The organism is Halotia branconii CENA392 (genome assembly GCF_029953635.1).
GTDB classification, from domain to species: domain Bacteria; phylum Cyanobacteriota; class Cyanobacteriia; order Cyanobacteriales; family Nostocaceae; genus Halotia; species Halotia branconii.
The window spans coordinates 5,280,366-5,299,640 of sequence record NZ_CP124543.1 but is presented as its reverse complement, the minus strand read 5'-3'; the positions used below and the strand labels follow the sequence as shown (position 1 = coordinate 5,299,640).

At 40.3% G+C, this 19,275-nt stretch carries 15 protein-coding genes and 1 pseudogene; 9 read left to right on the top strand and 7 right to left on the bottom strand.

What is annotated here, in order from left to right:
• Positions 1-372: 372 nt before the first annotated feature.
• The 4 genes from QI031_RS23190 to QI031_RS23175 all read left to right on the top strand — a co-directional run bounded on the left by QI031_RS23190 (position 373) and on the right by QI031_RS23175 (position 4,162).
• Positions 373-1,710 carry an IS701 family transposase gene (locus tag QI031_RS23190; RefSeq protein WP_281481473.1) on the top strand — a complete coding sequence of 446 codons (1,338 nt, stop codon included), beginning with the start codon at positions 373-375 and terminating at the stop codon, positions 1,708-1,710.
• Positions 1,711-1,879: 169 nt separating this feature from the next.
• Positions 1,880-2,626, top strand: coding sequence for a Mu transposase C-terminal domain-containing protein (locus QI031_RS23185; RefSeq protein WP_281481964.1), 747 nt, complete (start codon positions 1,880-1,882; stop codon positions 2,624-2,626).
• A 3-nt stretch (positions 2,627-2,629) separates the two neighbouring features.
• On the top strand, positions 2,630-3,391 hold the full coding sequence (locus tag QI031_RS23180) for a TniB family NTP-binding protein (RefSeq protein WP_281481963.1): 762 nt from the start codon (positions 2,630-2,632) through the stop codon (positions 3,389-3,391).
• A 252-nt stretch (positions 3,392-3,643) separates the two neighbouring features.
• Positions 3,644-4,162, top strand: coding sequence for a TniQ family protein (locus QI031_RS23175; protein WP_281481962.1), 519 nt, complete (start codon positions 3,644-3,646; stop codon positions 4,160-4,162).
• 57 nt (positions 4,163-4,219) lie between these two features.
• Here QI031_RS23175 and QI031_RS23170 read toward each other — a convergent pair whose 3' ends face one another.
• On the bottom strand, positions 4,220-6,424 hold the full coding sequence (locus QI031_RS23170; protein ID WP_281481961.1) for a Z1 domain-containing protein: 2,205 nt from the start codon (positions 6,422-6,424) through the stop codon (positions 4,220-4,222).
• 115 nt (positions 6,425-6,539) lie between these two features.
• On the opposite strand from QI031_RS23170, the gene QI031_RS23165 reads away from it, so the two are divergent.
• Positions 6,540-7,736 (top strand): pentapeptide repeat-containing protein, encoded by a 1,197-nt coding sequence (locus QI031_RS23165; RefSeq protein WP_281481960.1) that lies wholly within the window; start codon positions 6,540-6,542, stop codon positions 7,734-7,736.
• Between the two features lie 2 nt (positions 7,737-7,738).
• On the opposite strand, the gene QI031_RS23160 is transcribed toward QI031_RS23165, so the two are convergent.
• Complete coding sequence (locus QI031_RS23160; protein ID WP_281481959.1) at positions 7,739-8,191, bottom strand: MerR family transcriptional regulator; 453 nt, start codon at positions 8,189-8,191, stop codon at positions 7,739-7,741.
• Between the two features lie 71 nt (positions 8,192-8,262).
• On the opposite strand from QI031_RS23160, the gene cas12k reads away from it, so the two are divergent.
• Positions 8,263-10,029: a type V CRISPR-associated protein Cas12k gene (gene cas12k / locus QI031_RS23155; protein ID WP_281481958.1), complete on the top strand. Its 1,767-nt coding sequence runs from the start codon at positions 8,263-8,265 to the stop codon at positions 10,027-10,029.
• On the opposite strand, the gene QI031_RS23150 is transcribed toward cas12k, so the two are convergent.
• Complete coding sequence (locus QI031_RS23150; RefSeq protein WP_281481957.1) at positions 9,934-11,076, bottom strand: DUF3854 domain-containing protein; 1,143 nt, start codon at positions 11,074-11,076, stop codon at positions 9,934-9,936. The genes cas12k and QI031_RS23150 overlap by 96 nt on opposite strands.
• 541 nt (positions 11,077-11,617) lie before the next feature.
• Entirely contained in the window at positions 11,618-11,908 is a 291-nt protein-coding gene (locus QI031_RS23145; RefSeq protein ID WP_281481956.1) for a hypothetical protein, read from the bottom strand.
• Positions 11,909-12,188: 280 nt separating this feature from the next.
• Between QI031_RS23145 and QI031_RS23140 the strand changes: the two are divergent.
• Positions 12,189-13,249, top strand: a pseudogene (locus QI031_RS23140) (IS630 family transposase).
• Between the two features lie 45 nt (positions 13,250-13,294).
• The gene (locus QI031_RS23135; RefSeq protein ID WP_281481955.1) at positions 13,295-13,438 is read left to right on the top strand and encodes a hypothetical protein; all 144 of its coding nucleotides are present in this window, start codon (positions 13,295-13,297) and stop codon (positions 13,436-13,438) included.
• Positions 13,439-13,455: 17 nt separating this feature from the next.
• Here the strand turns inward: QI031_RS23135 and QI031_RS23130 are convergent, their stop codons facing one another.
• Positions 13,456-14,622, bottom strand: a complete 1,167-nt coding sequence (locus QI031_RS23130) for an ATP-binding protein (protein ID WP_281481954.1) — start codon at positions 14,620-14,622, stop codon at positions 13,456-13,458.
• A gap of 45 nt (positions 14,623-14,667) precedes the next feature.
• On the opposite strand from QI031_RS23130, the gene QI031_RS23125 reads away from it, so the two are divergent.
• Positions 14,668-15,243: a Uma2 family endonuclease gene (locus QI031_RS23125; RefSeq protein WP_281481953.1), complete on the top strand. Its 576-nt coding sequence runs from the start codon at positions 14,668-14,670 to the stop codon at positions 15,241-15,243.
• Between the two features lie 22 nt (positions 15,244-15,265).
• On the opposite strand, the gene QI031_RS23120 is transcribed toward QI031_RS23125, so the two are convergent.
• Together QI031_RS23120 and QI031_RS23115 are read right to left on the bottom strand one after the other, a co-directional pair.
• The gene (locus QI031_RS23120; protein ID WP_281481952.1) at positions 15,266-17,380 is read right to left on the bottom strand and encodes a WD40 repeat domain-containing protein; all 2,115 of its coding nucleotides are present in this window, start codon (positions 17,378-17,380) and stop codon (positions 15,266-15,268) included.
• A 1-nt stretch (position 17,381) separates the two neighbouring features.
• Positions 17,382-18,947: a P-loop domain-containing protein gene (locus QI031_RS23115; RefSeq protein WP_281481951.1), complete on the bottom strand. Its 1,566-nt coding sequence runs from the start codon at positions 18,945-18,947 to the stop codon at positions 17,382-17,384.
• Positions 18,948-19,275 lie beyond the last annotated feature (328 nt).

Genomic DNA, 19,275 nt, shown 5'->3' with positions numbered 1-19,275 from the left:
CTAGGATAGGTAGTTTCTTCAGATATGCTGTTAACCTAACAACAATTATCAATTTTTGTTAGTCCAGTTTTAAAAGCAGATATACCAAACCATTTTCAGTCCCTACAGCACCATCAGCACATTCGCTCTTCCCTGCAATCTGTCGTGCCAACAATTGTTTCGCTTCGTTAATCTAACCATGCCGTAGCTGGTAAATCACTTGATGCAGTACAACTAGGTTTTGTTTGTCATTTACGCGATCGCCCTAGTGAAGGGGGTATTGTCGAGCGTCCTTTTAAGACCTTTAACACCGAATTATCCCTCTTCTGTCACTTTCCGGGTATTCTAAATAAAAGAATTAAAAGAAAAAACTCTCTTCAGGTAAGCAGAGCAATGGATGTAGAATTACAAATCCTGAAACATTTGTCGAGAGATGCCCACCCAACAGTTGCGCTCATAGATGAATATTGTGCAGAGTATAAAGACCTGTTCAAAGAGGTAAGAAATTATGAATGCTTTAAATATTTACATTTGGGGATAATATCAACGATAAAAAGAAAATCGTTACCAGAAATAGCTAAAGTAGTAAGTATAAACTCTGCTCAGTCATTACATCATTTTATAGCCTATTCAGATTGGTCAGTAAAGAAATTAAAGAGCCGAAGATTAAATAAATTAAAGAGAGCGTTAAACGATCAGGCGATAACCGTAGTAATAGATGAAACAGGAGACAGGAAAAAAGGTAAAAAGACAGATTATGTGGCTAGACAATATTTAGGGAGCGTAGGAAAAATAGATAATGGAATAGTGACAGTCAATGCTTATGGAGTTTATGACAATATAACATTTCCCTTAAGTTTCAAAGTATTCAAACCAAAGGGGACTTTAAAAGAAGGAGATAAATATAAAACTAAAATAGAATTAGCGTCAGAAATTATTACAGAATTAATTAGTGAAGGCTTTAATATTGAGTTGGTACTGGCGGATAGTTTATATGGTGAGAGTAGCGAATTCATCAGAAAATTGAATGAATATGAATTAGCTTATGTTGTGGCAATAAGAAATAATCACGGAGTCTGGCTACCAGCCAACCAGAGCGTTAGAGCGAATAAGTGGTGTAAATTTAAAAGAACATTTAGCAATCAAAAATCAGAGACTAGATATATTCGAGAAATAATTTATGGAAAAAAAAGAACCATAACTTATTGGGAAATAACTACTGACCCAGAAACCATGCCGGAAAATTCTACTTCTTTCGTGATGACAAATCTTCAAGGTAACTTGAAGAAGATTTTAGGCGACTTATATGGATTAAGAACCTGGGTTGAATATGGTTTTCGGCAGTGTAAACAGGAACTGGGCTGGACAGATTACAGGTTTACAAATTTCCAACATATTCAGAGATGGTGGGAGATTATTTTTTGTGTCTACACAATGATTAGTTTAAGTTCTCCACCTTTCTTATCCTTAAATCAAGCTCCTCAAATTGAAACAGAGGTACAAAACAGTGTTTGTATTGATTGTGTAGATTTTTCTAATCATAAACAATGGAATCATGATTATGGATGGAAGAATACTTTAAATAATCTTCGCTTAATTGTTCAACCTCTCTTATTATTTTGGTTGATTTATCCCTGGCTAGATGTTTTTCCCAATTCCGATTTATTGCTTGGATTTAATCACCTAATTTGTACAATGAACCAATTTAAACCTTTTTTCTCTTCTGGATAATTTCAGTTATTTACTACTTGCTTATTTCGGAAAGTGACAGAAGAGGGTTATATCGTGTCCGGTTAAAGACTTGTCATTAAGACAGCAGGGGGCAGGGGGCAGGGAGCAGGGGGAAATAGGGTTTCATGGTTTTTGCACAGATGCAGGAATTATAACTAATTACGCGGACATGATATTATTCTTTAATTTACCAGGATATACGGGGTCAAATGTACAAGAGCGACCAGAAGAAGCAGAAAAAGAAGCTTGTCTTACCTTAAGACAGCTAGAGCAGCAGTTGGTACGTTATATCGTCAATCACTATAACCAGCGAATTGATGCCCGTATGGGCGATCAAACTCGATTTCAACGCTGGGAATCTGGGTTGATTGCAGTTCCAGATGCCATGTCCGAGCGAGATTTGGATATCTGCCTCATGAAACAAACACGACGGCAGATTCAAAGAGGGGGCTACCTGCAATTTGAAAACATCATGTATCGAGGTGAACTTTTAGCAGGATACGCAGGGGAAAGTATTATTTTACGATTCGACCCTAGAGATATCACAACTATATTGGTTTACCGCCAACAAGGAAATCGGGAGGAGTTTGTTGCTAGGGCATTTGCTCAAGATTTGGAGACAGAGCAATTGTCTTTGGATGAAGCCAAAGCCAGTAGTCGCAAGATTCGAGAGGCTGGTAAGACAATTAGCAATCGCTCAATTTTGGCAGAAGTCAGGGAGCGTGAAACTTCTGTCAACCAAAAGCCAACCAAGAACGAACGTCAAAAAGCCGAACAGATTGAACTTAAAAAAGCTAAACAACCATCCCTTGTTGAAGTAGAACAGCTAGAAGTAGCATCTCCTCAAACTCAAGAAGAATCGGAGATGCCAGAGGTATTTGATTACGAACAAATGCGCGAAGATTACGGATTTTAAAAAATGACTTTAAAACAAGCCCAAGCTGTTGCTCAAGAATTGGGCGATATTGCCCTCACTGATGCAAAATTACAAGCAGAAATTCAAAGATTGAATCGTAAAAGTTTTGTCCCACTCGAACAAGTCAAAATTCTCCATGACTGGTTAGAAGGAAAACGTCAAGCACGTCAGTCTGGACGGGTTGTGGGAGAGTCAAGAACTGGTAAAACAATGGGTTGTGATGCCTACACGCTCAGACATAAACCCAAGCAAGAACCAGGACAACCACCAACTGTGTCTGTTGCTTATATTCAAATTCCTCAAGAGTGCGGTGCTAAGGAATTGTTTGGAGTGATTCTTGAGCATTTGAAGTATCAAGTAACAAAAGGAACGGTTGCAGAGATTCGTGACAGAACGTTTCGGGTTCTCAAGGGTTGCGGGGTAGAGATGCTGATTGTTGATGAGGCTGACCGTTTGAAGCCGAAAACCTTTGCAGAGGTGTGTGATATTTTTGACAAGTTAGAAATTGCCGTGATTTTGGTAGGAACAGACCGCCTGGATGCTGTAATTAAGCGAAATGAGCAGGTTTATAACCGTTTTCAGGCTTGTCATCGCTTTGGCAAGATGTCAGGAGAAGATTTTAAGCGAACTGTGGATATCTGGGAAAAGAAAGTTTTGCAACTGTCGGTGGCTTCTAATCTCTCCAGCAAGACAATGTTGAAGACTTTGGGTGAAGCAACGCTTGGTTATCCCTGTTTTGTCACTTTGGGAGAAGCCAATCTTTAAAAGCCTTTCAGAGTTATAATCTTCAGGGTTAGGCTACAAATTTTAGTTACTGTTAGAAAATAAAGGCTCAAAGCTTTATTCAATCAAAGTTTCAGAATCTTGCTTCGATTATTGTTTTCCGAGAGTGACACAAGAGGGTTATATTGGGCTGCTGGATATGATTCTCAGAGAAGCGGCAATTCGGGCTTTGAAGAAAGGATTACAAAAAATTGACCTGGAAACTTTGAAGGAAGTAACTGGGGAGTATAGGTAATGAAAGCCGAAGATATCCAACCCTGGGTGTTTCGAGTGGAACCATATCAGGGCGAAAGTTTGAGCCATTTTTTGGGGCGGTTTCGACGAGCGAATGAATTAACGCCTACTGGGTTAGGTAAAGCGGCGGGACTTGGGGGTGCTGTTGCACGATGGGAAAAGTTTCGCTTTAATCCGCCTCCTTCTCGGCAACAGTTGGAAGCGTTGGCTATTGTGGTGGGAGTTGAGGCTGATAGATTAGAGCAGATGTTACCACCTGCTGGGGTGGGGATGAAGATGGAGCCAATTCGATTATGTGCAGCTTGTTATGCCGAGTCGCCTTGTCACAAAATTGAGTGGCAGTTGAAGGTAACGCAAGGGTGTAAGCAGCATCAGTTAAGGTTATTGTCAGAGTGTCCTAATTGTGGAGCGAGGTTTAAGGTTCCGGCTTTATGGGTAGATGGTTGGTGTCAGAGGTGTTTTCTGGCATTTGGGGGAATGATGAAGTCGCAGAAAGGTATTTCTATAATTTTGAAATAAAAAGCCCGATAATATACACCGGGCTACAAACTTTGAATTCTGGACTAAAAGGTGCTTTTACACTACATTCCCTTGATTTTGGCTAATCCACTGACAATCCATTTTTTGAGGAACCCATATAGCAATGACAGACATATTGGCAATATCTCTTCCCTCTGCTTCCACATAAAGATTAAGTTTGTGGATTTGAATGGTTATTTTATCCTCAACCCTAATCTTTTGATCGCCTGGATATTTGTCTGGATCTTTAGAATTTCTCCCTTGAAACAGGTTCAATGTACCTTTATTTTTAGTGATAGTTCTTAAGCGTAGGTTCCCTTTGTCCATGAGGTAGATATCACAGAGTTCATCTGGATTTTTTTCCAAGTAACGCTGTACCTGTAGCATAAGCCCAGTAAATCGCTGTGAATCGCTGGGATGCGTTGTACGGAACTTGATGATCAGTTGTTCAAATGTATCTCTGAGGGAAATATCAGTTGCAAATAAATGCTTGTTAACTGATATTTTTCCAAAATTCTTTTCATTCAAAGCTGTTAACTGTGACCAAAATGTATCTACAACCACTTGGTTTTTATTAATAACGTCTTCATCTGAGTCATGAGGGTAGTTCGGTACATACCAATCACTGCCAAATCCGCCTCTAAGTAAGGGTAAATCCAGAACATTACCTCTAGTTGGACTGCTGAGAGGATTATCTAAGAAAAAGGCACGCTTCCACTCTGACAGCGGCTTGCCTCGATATGTTTTCAACTGTTGGCGTATATACTCTTCATGCTCTACATATGTTGTAAAAGCATCTTTTACATCCTGTTCCAAAAAAACACGACAGTATCCTAAATATGAACGTTTATATCCAAAAAAACGCGCTCTCTGCTGTATAGTATCTGCATTTCCAACACCAGCATCTCTAGGCATATATGTTACTGTCAATCCTTCGACTGTAAAGCCTCGATCCATTGCTTGTCCACCGACGAGGATGTGAGCATATTCATTTTTCCAATCAATTGTCGGTGTTTTTCCTCCAGCTGTATTTACCTGTTGAATGTTTGTCTGATTAATTGCTCTAGGAAGAACCTTAACAAGTTCGTCAAACGACGGTAAGTCCGTTACGGTTTTCACTAAGTCTTGGTAGGCTTTATTAAAAGATGCCAATAAGTTTATGCGGGCTGGATCATTTGCATCTAAAGTTTTTTTCCATTGATTGTTTATCTGTCTAGCCCAAAAAAAGTACTCTCCATGAGGTGCAATTTTTTGTGACGGGTGAACCATCATGGAGCGATTACCTCTACCTTTATCCCTGAGATAACCAGCAGCGACTCCCAGGTAAAAAAGCATCATGGCAAACAAGAACGTTTCAGGAGGATCGATAATTTGATTATCCTGAGTAGGAATTTCGTAACTTGGAATAGTTTTGATTAATATTGGATTATCTAAGAAAAACTCTTTACCCCCGGAATAGTCCGTACCAGGGGTCAGCACTTCAGCAAAGTCTGGCGAAAGCACATCAACAATATTTATTAACAATGGAGCTTGTGGTGTTGCAGTATATTGCAAGAAAGAATGGTGAGGAAGCAGTTGTCGAAGCTCAATCAGGTGACGATAAATTGTACTCATCGCTCCTTGATTGACTTTGTTATTCAGTCCTGCTTGGTCTGCTTCATCATCAATTATTAGTACAGGTACTCCTTCCAGATTCATATTGCCAAGCAGCTTGTTTAAGTGTTGCAGGTGATCGCTCTGCTTCATCACTGTTAAGAGTGCTATCTGCCTCTCGTCTTCTGGTACTGAGGGGTCATGCCATGTGTCCAGAGTACTCTGAATATTTTGTCGTTTGTCACCTCGTGGATTTTCAAAATACTTCCATTTGCGATCGCTGCGCGTATCTAAACGCAAATCTTTTTTCAATCTGTCGTTAGACTGCTTAAATAGGTTGGTTTTGGTACCTCCAATTACAATTACCATTCGGTAGCCATTGTCACAGGCTAAAGCTGCGACTGTTGTAAAAGACATTGTTTTACCACTTTGTACATATCCAGTGACCAATCCTGTCTTACTACCACTGAGCGATACTGGTGGTACACATCGCCGTATTACTTCGATTGCCTCGTTCTGTATCCTTGTTCGGCTCTCTTCGTCAGGAAGACCGAGGTGGTTAAGCAAAGCTTGTGTTTCTTCACCAATTACCGGGAACCATAATTGGCTTGAGTCATTTGCTTGAATAGAAATTTCCATCATCCCAAGTGTTTCAGAATAATTAGGCATATACTTGCTTTCGTATACTACTAACGCTACTATATATCCACTAGCGTGATTACATTTCAATAGCGTTAGCAAAAATTATACTCTTTTTCACCTGTAAACGGCAACATCGGGTATCATGAAAAAAATTCGCTGTAATTTAAAGAATCTGATGGAAAAACAAGATCTGTCCCAGTACCAACTAGCAAAGGAGACAGGTCTGAGTATCAATGCCATTAGCAGGCTTTACAAAGAAGAGTTTGACCGGATTGACTGCAACACAGCTGAGGTGTTGTGCGACTACTTTGGCTGCGACTTATGTGAACTTTTTCCCTTGGAAGCAGTTTCTTCAAAGCGAATGCTAGATTCGGAGTTTCTTAAACGATATGCAGCCGGAGAGAGGGATTTTCCTGGAGTAGACCTAAGTGAAGCTAATCTTAGTGGATTGTGCCTAACAGACTTAAATCTGACTGGGGCAATACTTCGTAAAGTTATATTTCGCAAGGCAAACCTAACCAATGCAAATTTAGATAAAGCGGACTTGAGAGAAACAGATTTAGAAGGGGCAATACTGAACAAAGCAACTTTGAGAACTGCAAAGCTTGGTGAAGCAAATTTGCAAGCAGCCAAGCTTGCCTATACAGAACTAACTGATGCAGACTTGAGTGGAGCTTACCTGCAAAAAAGTGAGATGAGATGGGCAAACTTAAGCGGAGCAGTATTAAAGTCCGCAAAGTTAAATAACGCACAAATACTAAGAGCAAATCTGAGGAAAGTAGACTTGACTGATGCCGAACTCAAGAAAGCTGACTTAAGGTGGGTAGACCTGCGTGAAGCAAAGTTAATTAACGCTAATCTCAGTGGTGCTGAACTAGAAGCAAATTGCTTAATAGATGCTGACATCAGCAGTGCTAACCTTAATGATGCGAATCTGACTCAAACTGACCTTAGTAGTGCCAACCTTAGTCATGCTGACCTTAAAAAAACTAACCTCAGCAGTACTAACCTCAACCATGCCAACTTAAGCTTAACTGACCTTAGCAGTGCCAACCTTGATGATACATACTTGGTGGGTGCTAATTTGAGAGATTGTAACTTAGGTGGTTGTAACTTAAGTGGTATCAATTTGAGTAATGCTGACCTCAGTGGTGTGAATTTGAGGAGTGCTATTCTTAGGGGTGCTAACTTGAGTCGCGCTCAACTTAAATGTGCTGACCTTAAGTATGCTGACCTTTTTGGTATTGATCTTAGTGGTGTTGATCTAGATGATGCATATTTAGGGGGAGCAACAATGCCTGATGGTAGCATTCATGATGATGACATCATCAACATTTAAAATTAGCCCACCAGCCTAGTTGATATCAGCTGATAAATCCGATCTAACCATACGGGAATTACAGGCTTACCTTCAACTAAGGAAGCGATCGCTTTTTCTCGGTCAAACTCCACAAGGGAAAGCATCAGCCCTGTTCCTCCCTTGGCAGCTTTTTCTGCCACTGCTCCCAACAACATAAAACGCTTGCCCTCACCAGATTTAAATAACTCAGGTTCCTTGTCTTTCAGGGTTTTGACCGTTTCACCAGCCAAATCAAAACTCAACCCAGCTGACAAAAAATATACCATCACAGCCAATTCCACCAAATTGGCTTTTGAGTAATAAATACTACGTCCAGTTCCTGTTTCACTGATAACAGGAACAATCACCCCCTTCTCTCGCCAGTACTGGAGCTGACGCAGGGTACAACCTGTGATTTCAGCCGCTTGTTTGCTCGTAAAAAATGTCTCCTGCATGAAATAATTTTACACATGGCTATTTATAAGACATATATGTTATTATTAAACCATATATGTTTAAAACTGCCATGAGCCAAATCACGATTCAGTGCCGTTTGGTAGCCAGTGCATCTACCCGCCAATACTTATGGAAGTTAATGGCAGAGCATAACACGCCTTTGATTAAGGAGTTACTCCAACAATTGGGTCATCACCCAGACCTTGAAAATTGGCGACAAAAAGCTAAAATCCCTGCTGATATCGTCAAGCAACTATGTCTGACACTCAAAACTGACTCGCGCTACAGTGGTCAACCTTCTCGGTTTTATGCCAGTGCGATCGCATTGGTGAATTACGCTTATAAATCGTGGCTCGCCTTAATGAAGCGGTTGCAGTCCCAACTGGACAGTAAAACCTACTGGCTGGAAATGCTCAAAAGTGATGCTGAATTAGTCAAAACCTGTGGTGCATCCTTGGATGAAATTCGCACCAAAGCAACTGAAATTTTGGCTCAAATTGCTCCAGTCGATACAATTGACACTCAACAACCCAAAAGTAGCAAAGTCAAAAAGAGTAAAAAATCTGCACTTTCACAGACTGATGATGTGAAGCACGCACCTCAAACAAGCGATCGCTATGTATTTAACACCTTATTTGAAATTTACCGCAATACCGAAGATATCCTGACTCGTTGTACCATTAGCTATTTACTCAAAAATGCCTGCGAAGTCACCGATCAAGAAGAAGACTGTGAAAAGTTTACTCAACGCCGCCGTAAACTTGAGATTCAGATTGAACGAATAAAAGAGCAATTAGAAGCACGAATTCCCAAAGGTCGAGATTTAACTAATACTAAGTGGTTGCAAACACTCTTCACTGCTACATATAACGTCCCTGAAAACGAAACCGAGGCGAAATCTTGGCAAAACAGCCTTTTGAGACAATCTAGTTCTGTACCGTTCCCAGTAGCTTACGAAGGCAGTGGAGAGATGACTTGGTTTAAAAACCAAAAAGGACGCATTTGTGTAAAATTCAACGGAATCAGCGAGCATACCTTTGAAGTGTATTGCGATAATAGGCAGCTACATTGGTTTAAACGCTTTTTAGAAGATCAACAAATCAAACGCAACAGTAAAAATCAGCATTCCAGCAGTTTGTTCACTCTTCGTAGTGGTCGTATTGCTTGGCAAGAAGGGGAAGGAAAGGGCGAACCCTGGAATGTTCACAGTCTAATTCTCTATTGTTGTGTGGATACCCGCCTTTGGACAGATGAAGGTACAGAACAAGTAAAGCAAGAAAGAGCAGAAGAAATCGCCAAAATCATCACTAGAACCGAAGCCAAAGGTAATCTCAACTCCAAACAAGAACGATTTATCAAGCAGAAAAACTCAACACTATCTAGAATCAATAACTCCTTTCCTCGTCCGAGTCAACCTTTGTACAAAGGTAAATCTCATATTTTGGTAGGTGTTAGCCTTGGTCTAAAACAACCTGCAACAGTAGCAGTAGTAGACGGTATTACAGACAAAGTTATTACCTATCAAAGCATCAAACAGCTACTTGGGGATAATTACAAACTGTTAAACAGACAGCAAAGAGAAAAACAAACTTTATCTCACAAACGCAAAATAGCCCAAATCTCTGCTTCACCAAACCCATTTGAAGAATCTGAGCTAGGACAGTATATAGATAGATTAATAGCTAAAAAAATTGTCGCCCTTGCTCAAACATACTCTGCTGGTAGCATAGTCGTTCCTAAATTAGGCGATATACGAGAGCAGGTCAACAGTGAAATTCAAGCAAGAGCCGAACAAAAATGTCAATTCTGTTTTTCCAGTACCCATATCAGAAATTAAGCCAACTAAGCCTGTTCTAGGCAGTACGCTAATTACCTGCGATAAGTAGCGGCTATTGACTGTTTCATCAGGTTTATATTTATAAATTCCTCTGTTTGGTAGAACAAAAAATGATTTTTGATAATCCGTAACAGTGAGGGCATCAGCAATCAGAGTAGTGACAGAATTATCAGCTTTTTTACCAAGAGCTAGAACCCAGTCATCAATACCTTTTTCTGGCCCTGGCAGCACAGCAACTTCACTTTGACAACCTTGCCTCAAAATAGTTTTACAGGTGCGATGGGTGGCTTGAAAAATTTGTTGTTTAGTTTTGGATTTGGTTTCGTAGTCGAATAGGATGACAAACTTGCGTTCCCTTTGCGCTAGTGGTATTAAATCAGGATGTAGTTTTTCAAAGTCTTCTTTCCCTACTCTTCCGTTCCAAATTCCTGGTAAGCCGATAGCAACAAACCCCAGCGTTAAAAGACAACCTGCTTTCTTTTCACCCTCAGTAAGAATAATAGGAATTTCTCTGTGTGCTACTACCCAAGCCCAAAATCCTAAAGCTTCTCCTTCTTCAGTAATGGTAATATCCTGAGGCATGGGAACGTTATAACGCCTTGCTAGCATTTGCCAAGTATGCAATGGCACTCTCAAATAAGTAACACGATTTGGTGTTTTGGGAGGCGATTCATATTTGACAATCTTTTTGGTAGACTTCTGGGTGTTTGTGTTTGTATCCCATTCCTGTCTGGGGTAGTCTGGTTTAAATCTACCCCAATCCATTGGTAACCAATTATTTAATGGGTCAAGTCCACTGACCCACCATCCTCCTGCTTCGATATGGGCATATTGTTTTAGATACTTGTTTCGTAAGCGCCCATCATTACGTCTAGCAGTTTGTGGTAGGGCATACAGTAAATATTCGTAGCTGATTGCACCATGTAGAGAAAGAACATTTAAGCAGGTTAGAGTTTCGTCCACACTTGAATTAATTACCCATTCTTGCCAATGTTTTTCTATTAATTTAGAATTTTCCGAAAATTTATTGATATTTGTAGCGTTCATAATCAACTCCAAATGTTGTCCCAGCATGAAGAGGACGACATTATGTCGCCGCTCCATAATTGCTGGCTATGTTTGCGTTGGTTACAAAATCATCAGCAGGTTTTCTAACACAAGTATTTTTGTGCTAGAAAATGGTTTATTTCATCTGCCAAAACTTTGTTGCTAATGTCAGAAACTTGAAGTTCTTAATGTCAACATCTATTTAAGATTTAGGCAGTATCAAGACAATTATTTGTTAATTATTGCTCAGGGATTCTGCATTATTTCTAAGTGAGAATAATGTCCCATTCATTTTTCGATACTAGTCTTAAATCCTGTAGAATTTCCTGAGCCGGATTTCTGCCATTGCTGGTAAAATTATGCACAAAAGAGATTTTTTGTAGTTTGGCGATAACTGATATGAACAGCGATCGCTTTTTTATTGCTTTGGCCAGCGTTGCATAGTTATTGTATAGTCAAGCATTTTGGAGAGAATACTTTTTGCACTATGCTGAATCTGCTGTTTTTAGATATCTGTGCTTTTTGAAGGTATCTCAAATTCTTACCTTGATTTTCGCCGTTTTTCACCTTCCAAACTCATCAAATAACGCTCAATTTCTTTGTGATGAGCATTTGGATTATTTTGATTAGCAAACCAATTCAAGCACAGGTCAAGATTATATCGAATGACCCTTGAGTTGCCATTAGGCCTGATGTAATGAATTCCTTCGAGCCAATCACCACGTTGCCGGATTGCTTTCAAAGTGTGAGGACTGTATCCAAGCCTTTGTGCAAGAACGTGCTTATTACAAAATGTAAAACTCATAAAAACTTCTTTACCTTTCACGTCCATAGTGATTTGCTCCAAGTTAGAAGAAAGGGTGGCAACTTTCTTCCAGTTGTCTGCACACCCTGAGTTTCAAGTGCTTGTCACTAAAAGTGAGATATTTTTCAGGCGTGTTGGGCTTTATCGTAGAAATTTCGTGCTAGAGGAGTCGAGTTTTGTGCAACCTTTTTTTCAGCACACTGTTTGTAATGAAGTACATCGTTACTTGGGTGATATTGAAAATGACCAGATGATATCATGTCCGGATAATCGCTTACGATAAAAGCAGGGAGCGCAAAGATGAGTCATGCCAAAACGAATTAGTGTAGCCAAACATTTAAGTATTGAAGAGCTAGAAAAACGTTATCGTCAAGCTAAAGATGGCATAGAAAGCCGTCAGTACCAGATTATTTGGTTAGTAGCACAAGGTAAAAAAACGGAAGAAGTAGAGGAAATAACAGGCTACAGCAAAACATGGATATACGGATTGGTAAAAAGATACAACGAATTTGGAGTGGGATACTTAGGCGATCGCAGGCAGTTAAACCAAGGTAAACAGCCTGTAGTGGATGATATGCAACAAGCACAGTTATGGCAGGCATTACAAGAGAAAGCACCAGATGGAGGGCTATGGAACGGTCGAAAGGTAGCAGACTGGCTAACTGAAGTCACAGGAAATCAGATCAGCCGACAGAGGGGATGGGAGATATTACGGCAGATGACTTTTAGACTCAGAGTACCTCGCCCGTCTCACACTAAAAGCGATCATTTTGAGCAAGAAGCCTGGAAAAAAAACTAGCGACACAAGTAAAACAACTCCAAACTATCTATCCAGATGCAGAAGTTCAGTTGTGGTGTGAAGATGAACATCGTTTAGGACTCAAACCGATTTTGCGACGAGTGTATGTACCTGAAGGAGAAACACCAATTGCTGATGTCCATTGGCGGTTTAAATGGTTATGGTTGTATGCTTTTGTACATCCCAAAACAGGAGAGAGCTATTGGTGGATTCTGCCTTACGTGAACACAGAATTGTTTAATCAGGTTTTGGCTGATTTTGCTCGTGAATTTGGATTAGGTAAAAATAAACACATTTTATTAGCTGTTGACCGTGCTGGCTGGCATACCAGTAAAAATTTACAGATTCCTGAAGGACTACATTTAACATTTTTGCCTTCTCACTCACCTGAGTTACAGCCGGCAGAAAGGTTGTGGACTTTGGTGGACGAACCAATCGCTAATCAATCGTTTAACTCACTCAATGATTTGGAGAATATTTTATTTCATCGCTGTCAGTCTTTACTTCAACAGCAAGATTTAATTCGTGGGTTAACTGGTTTTCATTGGTGGCTTCAGATTGGAGTTTAATCGTAAGTGATTATCCGGACATGATATGAGCGATGGTTTAGAGGAATGGGAAGAAAACTGCCTGAACCTTTGAATGAGCGAGAATTAGATATCTGTTTGATGAAAGAAGCGCAACGAGTAGATTTAAATGCCCAACTTGCTAAAGTCGTTGAAATTGAAGAGATATTCAATAATTGCTTCATACCATAGGAACAGTATCTAGAATATTAGATATGTTGTCTAATTAGCCAGTGGCGGAAACTGGAATGGTAGAGGCTGTAATGGGTTTCTTCAGCAATTTGTTGCTGCTGTAAAAACTCAAGCCAAGTTTCTACAACTTCCTCAACTTCGTATTCATCTGCATCAATGATATGAGCGATCGCTTCTACTGATATTGGTTGTTTTTGCTGGACTAATACATTCAGCACAGCTATGTTAAAGCCTTCCTCTTGCTCAGATGAAATCATATTCTGTAAATGCTGCTGATAATATGCTGCTATATCCGGGGTTAACTGGTTGTATTGGAAAGGTTCCGGGTAAAAACCTCCAACTATCGCACCTACAATCTGGCTAACATACATAAAATTATTTTCGCTCAAAGTGGTGAGGCGATCGCTAAATTCTTCCTCATTAATCTGGTGATTACTCAGCCAAGATTTAAGATCCCCTCTAACCCCCATTAACAAGGGCGAAATATTGCCCCCCTTTTCAAGGGGGGTTGGGGGGATCTCTTGAGGAGTTAGGTAATTTTGAATATATGCTTGAATATCCCGCCGATTTTCTTCTGGATAATCTGCTAAATCAAGACTTTGCGACGGCGTTTCAATTAATAAACCCGACTTGTCCCGCAAGAAAGGTCTACGAGTGAGGAGGAAATAGACCTTATCCGGGAGATAGCGGGGGAGATAAAACAGATTTGTACCAGATGGTTGGCTGTTGCGGTCTATGCAATTCAACCCATCAATGGCAATTGTCAGTTTTTGATGAGGTTCTAACTCATCGCTGATTTGCTGGAGAAGACTAGAGAAAAACCAACTTCCCTCTGTGGCGTTATTAGGGAGAGAAGTGTAATTAAGCGAGTATTGATTAATGAGTTGCGTGCAGATATTTATGAGAAATTCGTCAGCACGATTTTTACCCTCAAGTTCGGCATTGTAATAAATAACTTGAGGATTGTTTGTCACATATTTGGCGAGAATGGCACTTTTACCGCTACCGGGTGCGCCAATGATAGTGAAGTAACCGTGGCGATGGCGGTCAAGAAAGTTGTTAATAGCCGTGAAGACAAATTCACGACCGACAAAGTTTAGGCTTTTGGCTTGAATAATTTGCTCAAAATCTGTGGGATGTCCTCTGGAATTGATTTTTGTTGGTGGTTTGGGTGGTGAACTCATAATTGTGAGGAATAATTATAAGATGAGGCAACAGTGGAGGTAGTCATGACTGTGCAGTTATTAAGACGAAAATTCACGGTTGAGCAATATCAGAAAATGATTGAGTCGGGGATTCTCACAGAAGATGACCGAGTGGAATTGATTCGGGGAGAAATTATAGAGATGTCGCCTATTGGGACAAAACACGCGGCTTGTGTAAATCGCATGATTAATTTGTTAGTGCAGTTGTTAGGTAAGCGCGTCATAGTTGCGGCTCAAAATCCAGTTGCATTAAACGATAACTCACAACCTCAGCCAGATGTAGCATTACTCAAACCCCGTGATGATTTTTACGCCACTGCACACCCCCAACCCCAGGATATTTTTTTATTAATTGAAGTAGCTGATTCAACTATCGAGTATGACCGGGAAGAGAAAATCCCTTTATATGCACAAGCAAACATAATTGAAGTTTGGTTAGTAGATATTAATGAGGAAATTGTAGAAGTTTATCAACAACCAACAGCCGCAGGATATCAGCTTATGCAAAAGTTCGCTAGCAGTCAAACTTTATCACTTCCAGCTTTCCCTGATGTCAACATTACCGTCAATGAAATCTTTGGTCATTCATCTGCTGTGTAGTTTGTCAATTACGAATTACGAATTACGAATTACACCCCATGTTCTCAAGACGCAAAAAATGCACCCTACCTGAAGCATCTCCAGCCACAATTGTTACGCTGTCTGGTGCAACTGCACAACAATACATGTAACTTTCTCCTGTAAAAGTAGCAATGACCTCCCCAGTGTCCAAATTCCAGATTTTGAGAGTCCAGTCATCAGATGCAGAAATCACCTGTTTGCCATTCGGGGTGACTACGACTGCATTTACTGGAGCAAAATGACCATTGAGGGTAAATAGTCCTTCTCCAGTTGCTATATTCCAGATTTTGAGAGTCCAGTCATCAGATGCGGAAATCACCTGTTTGCCATTCGGGGTGACTGCAACTGCATTTACTGGAGCAAGATGACCAGTGAGGGTGAATAGTTCTTCTCCAGTTGCTATGTTCCAGACTTTGAGGGTCTTGTCATCAGATGCGGAAATCACCTGTTTGCCATTCGGGGTGACTGCAACTGCATTTACTGAAGCAAAATGACCAATAAGAGTAAGAAGTTCCCGACCTGTTAAACGATTCCATATTTTAAGAGTATCGTCTACTGAACCAGAAATCAAACTCTTGCCATCAGGGGTAACAGCTACTGTATTTACTGAAGCAAAATGACCAGTAAGAGTAAGAAGTTCCCGACCTGTTAAACGATTCCATATTTTAAGAGTGTTGTCCACTGAACCAGAAACCAAATTCTTGCCATCAGGGGTAACAGCTACAGCACGTACTGAGGTGGGATGACCAGTTAGAGAAAAGAGTTCTAAACCTGTTGGTAAATGCCAGATTTTGAGGGTATTGTCATCGGATGCAGAAATTGCTCGCTGTCCATTGGGAATGATCGCAACTTCATTGACTGAAGAATTATGCTCAGTGAGAGTGAATTGTTCCTCCCTGGTTGCTAGATTCCAGACTTTGAGGGTCTTGTCTTTGGATGCGGAAATCACCTGCTGCCCATTGGGGGTGATGGCAACGGCTTCTACCGAAGAATTATGACCCTTGAGGGTGAATAGTTCCTCCCCGGTTGCCAGATTCCAGACTTTGAGGGTCTTGTCATTGGATGCGGAAATCACCTGCTGCCCATTGGGAGTAACGGCAACGGCTTCTATCGAAGAATTATGACCTTTGAGGGTGAATAGTTCCTCCCCGGTTGCCAGATTCCAAACTTTGAGGGTGTTGTCATTGGATGCGGAAATCACCTGCTGCCCATTGGGGGTGATGGCAACGGCTTCTACCGAAGAATTATGACCTTTGAGGGTGAATAGTTCCTCCCCGGTTGCCAGATTCCAAACTTTGAGGGTGTTGTCATTGGATGCGGAAATCACCTGCTGCCCATTGGGGGTGATGGCTATTGCATTCACATAAGAATTATGACCTTTGAGGGTGAATTGTTCTTCCCCTGCTGCCAGATTCCAGACTTTGAGGGTTTTATCAAAGGATGCAGAAATGACCTGTTGTCCATTGGGGGTAACGGCTATTGCATTTACATAACTAGGACTATTGAAGTTAAATTGTTCCTTCCCCGTTGCAAGATTCCAGATTTTGAGGGTGTAATCACGGGTGTTGTCACTGGATGCAGAAATGACCTGTTGCCCATTGGGAATAACAGTGACTTTTATTACCGCAGAACCATGACCAGTGAGGGTGCGGAGTAAGCGTCCTCCTGGTGGCGTTAAGCTTGGGGTCAAGGGACACAGCCAAGGAGTGGTTGTCTTTTGCTTTATCTGTGTTAATAATGCCTGAATTTCCTCTAGCATTTGCTGATTTACTAACCGTCCATGCAACTGACTCGCTAATTGTTGCTTATCTGTTACTAAAACATGCGCTGACAGTCTTAACGCCCCTTGAATCAATTTCAGAGTTTTGACTTTTTCAGAGTTATATTCTGAGTAATTTAATGTCTCTTCACTATCAATCAAATCATAATCGTCAATTAGTGGCTGCACCCCAAACTCAGGATAGTTAATCTTGGCAGTGATGAAATCAAAATCAGTCAGAGTTTGGTAATACTTCTCTAAATTTCCCGACTTTACCAAGCTTGGCGCTAAACTACCCAAGTAAGCACGAACAAAAGCAGGACTTTGTGCCGCTAATTTGTCAGCAAATTCTCCCATATCACGCCATCTTCCTTACAAGGTAGTCTGCAATGCGTTGATTAACCTCTTGAAATAGCTTCCGTTTGGAATCCAAAACCCGTTTTGCTTTCAAAAAATCTAAAAAACTAGCGTGATAAATGCTATGGCAGATTTCTCCTTTTATATCCTGCTGCTTCAAATACTCAACCCACTCTTCTAAAACTAATTGCACATCATATTCATCCTGTTCAGCAATAGCCGCTATCATTTCACAAGGAATTGGTGTACCAATCTCCACTAAAATAAACAGGATAAATACTTTTACTTCTTGGGGCTTTGCATCCATCCCCATACGTTCCCAATGAACTTGATAATAGTCCTGAAGACCATCGGGTAATTGCTTTAAACTCAAGTCTTGATAGTCACCTTTACCAATTCCTGGCAAGACATAGCGCAGGTACATGAAATTATTTTCACTCTTAGTTGCTACCTGCTCAACAAAATCATTCTCATCAATTTTGCGGTCTTGAATCCATTGTCTAAGTCCCTTCTTATGGTCTTCATCAACATTCAAAAATAACCCAATATACTTTTTGATATCTTCACGGCTCAAATTAACATAGTCATTTGCCCTCAAATCTAGCTCCTCCATCGGGACATCTGGTGCAGACAAGCGTTTTTTATCTATAGTATATGGTCGTCTAGTCAGCAGAAAATAGACACGTTCTGGTAGCGCCGTTGGGAAATCTAAAATATTTCCCCCAGCTTCTTGCTCTACTTCATCCAAAGCATCAACTACAATTACCAGACGTTCGCTAACAGGAATTTTTTTACTAACCTGTTCTAGTAAATCAGCTAAATTAGCCTTCTCGACATTCTGCAACTGGTAACACTTAGTTAATTGCTGGCGAATACTTTCAAGAAATAGCTCGGCTCGATTGCTACTAGTTTGGCGAATATTAAAATAGCATGGCGATCTATTGTCCCAGACGTATTTAGCAGCAATGGTACTTTTCCCCATCCCCGCATCACCCACTACTGTAAAATAACCACTGCGATTCTTATTGCAAAATTGCTTAAATGCGTCAAAAACAAACTGACGACCACAAAACAAGCGAATTTTTTCTCTAATTAACGACTTAAATTCTGTTGGATACTCGTCTAAATTCCATTTAGGAAAAGGCTCAAATTCTATTGATTTGCTTCTTTTAGCAACTTTAATAAATATTTCCCCAAACTCTTCCAACTGCGATCGCAGTTCAATTTTCATTAATTGGATATCAAATTCTGAATCTTTCCCCTGCAAAAACTTTTCTACTTCCTTGTAAAAACCCAAAGGATCGTTTGAAGTATAAGCACTCCAAAAAGCGTTTTTAATTTCTTTTTCTCGAATAATATTTAAAATTGCTTCCGGCTTACCCACACCATACTCAATTAGAGAGTAAACATAAACACCATCAACATCTTTTGGTGGCTGTACCGGATCAAAATTGAATTGTTTTAAGGTTCTAACTACAGTTTCATTACGTTGAACTTGATTAATAACTAAAGAACCCACAGGTTTAGCAATAATTTTAAGTGCATTAATTACAGGATCAATATTCATCTTCGCTATAGGTAGAAATAATTTTTACACCTGTAACTTATCCTAACGGCAGATGCCGAAATTTAGCCTACCCACTGCCCTGTAATAGCGATCGCTCTTTCTTAGAGCGTATTTCACGTAAATTCGCTGTTTCAACAACCACCCCTAGCCGGGATGGGTTGAAAGATCTATTCCTGGTTCTTGCTAGGAGGGTTGAAAGGAGCGCTGCGATCAAACAAATGTTAAGGAAAAATAATATGCTTATGGTAAATTTTACACTTAATGACGAAAGAAAACGACGTTAATTTACGAAAACCTAATATACTAAAATTAGTTACACAAACTTACG

What these genes read in the sequence shown, in the direction of transcription:
- QI031_RS23190 (WP_281481473.1), top strand. Translation starts at nt 373, where the DNA reads ATGGATGTAGAATTACAAATCCTGAAACATTTGTCGAGAGATGCCCAC.
- QI031_RS23185 (WP_281481964.1), top strand. Translation starts at nt 1,880, where the DNA reads ATGATATTATTCTTTAATTTACCAGGATATACGGGGTCAAATGTACAA.
- QI031_RS23180 (WP_281481963.1), top strand. Translation starts at nt 2,630, where the DNA reads ATGACTTTAAAACAAGCCCAAGCTGTTGCTCAAGAATTGGGCGATATT.
- QI031_RS23175 (WP_281481962.1), top strand. Translation starts at nt 3,644, where the DNA reads ATGAAAGCCGAAGATATCCAACCCTGGGTGTTTCGAGTGGAACCATAT.
- QI031_RS23170 (WP_281481961.1), bottom strand. Translation starts at nt 6,424, where the DNA reads ATGCCTAATTATTCTGAAACACTTGGGATGATGGAAATTTCTATTCAA.
- QI031_RS23165 (WP_281481960.1), top strand. Translation starts at nt 6,540, where the DNA reads ATGAAAAAAATTCGCTGTAATTTAAAGAATCTGATGGAAAAACAAGAT.
- QI031_RS23160 (WP_281481959.1), bottom strand. Translation starts at nt 8,191, where the DNA reads ATGCAGGAGACATTTTTTACGAGCAAACAAGCGGCTGAAATCACAGGT.
- cas12k (WP_281481958.1), top strand. Translation starts at nt 8,263, where the DNA reads ATGAGCCAAATCACGATTCAGTGCCGTTTGGTAGCCAGTGCATCTACC.
- QI031_RS23150 (WP_281481957.1), bottom strand. Translation starts at nt 11,076, where the DNA reads ATGAACGCTACAAATATCAATAAATTTTCGGAAAATTCTAAATTAATA.
- QI031_RS23145 (WP_281481956.1), bottom strand. Translation starts at nt 11,908, where the DNA reads ATGGACGTGAAAGGTAAAGAAGTTTTTATGAGTTTTACATTTTGTAAT.
- QI031_RS23135 (WP_281481955.1), top strand. Translation starts at nt 13,295, where the DNA reads ATGGGAAGAAAACTGCCTGAACCTTTGAATGAGCGAGAATTAGATATC.
- QI031_RS23130 (WP_281481954.1), bottom strand. Translation starts at nt 14,622, where the DNA reads ATGAGTTCACCACCCAAACCACCAACAAAAATCAATTCCAGAGGACAT.
- QI031_RS23125 (WP_281481953.1), top strand. Translation starts at nt 14,668, where the DNA reads ATGACTGTGCAGTTATTAAGACGAAAATTCACGGTTGAGCAATATCAG.
- QI031_RS23120 (WP_281481952.1), bottom strand. Translation starts at nt 17,380, where the DNA reads ATGGGAGAATTTGCTGACAAATTAGCGGCACAAAGTCCTGCTTTTGTT.
- QI031_RS23115 (WP_281481951.1), bottom strand. Translation starts at nt 18,947, where the DNA reads ATGAATATTGATCCTGTAATTAATGCACTTAAAATTATTGCTAAACCT.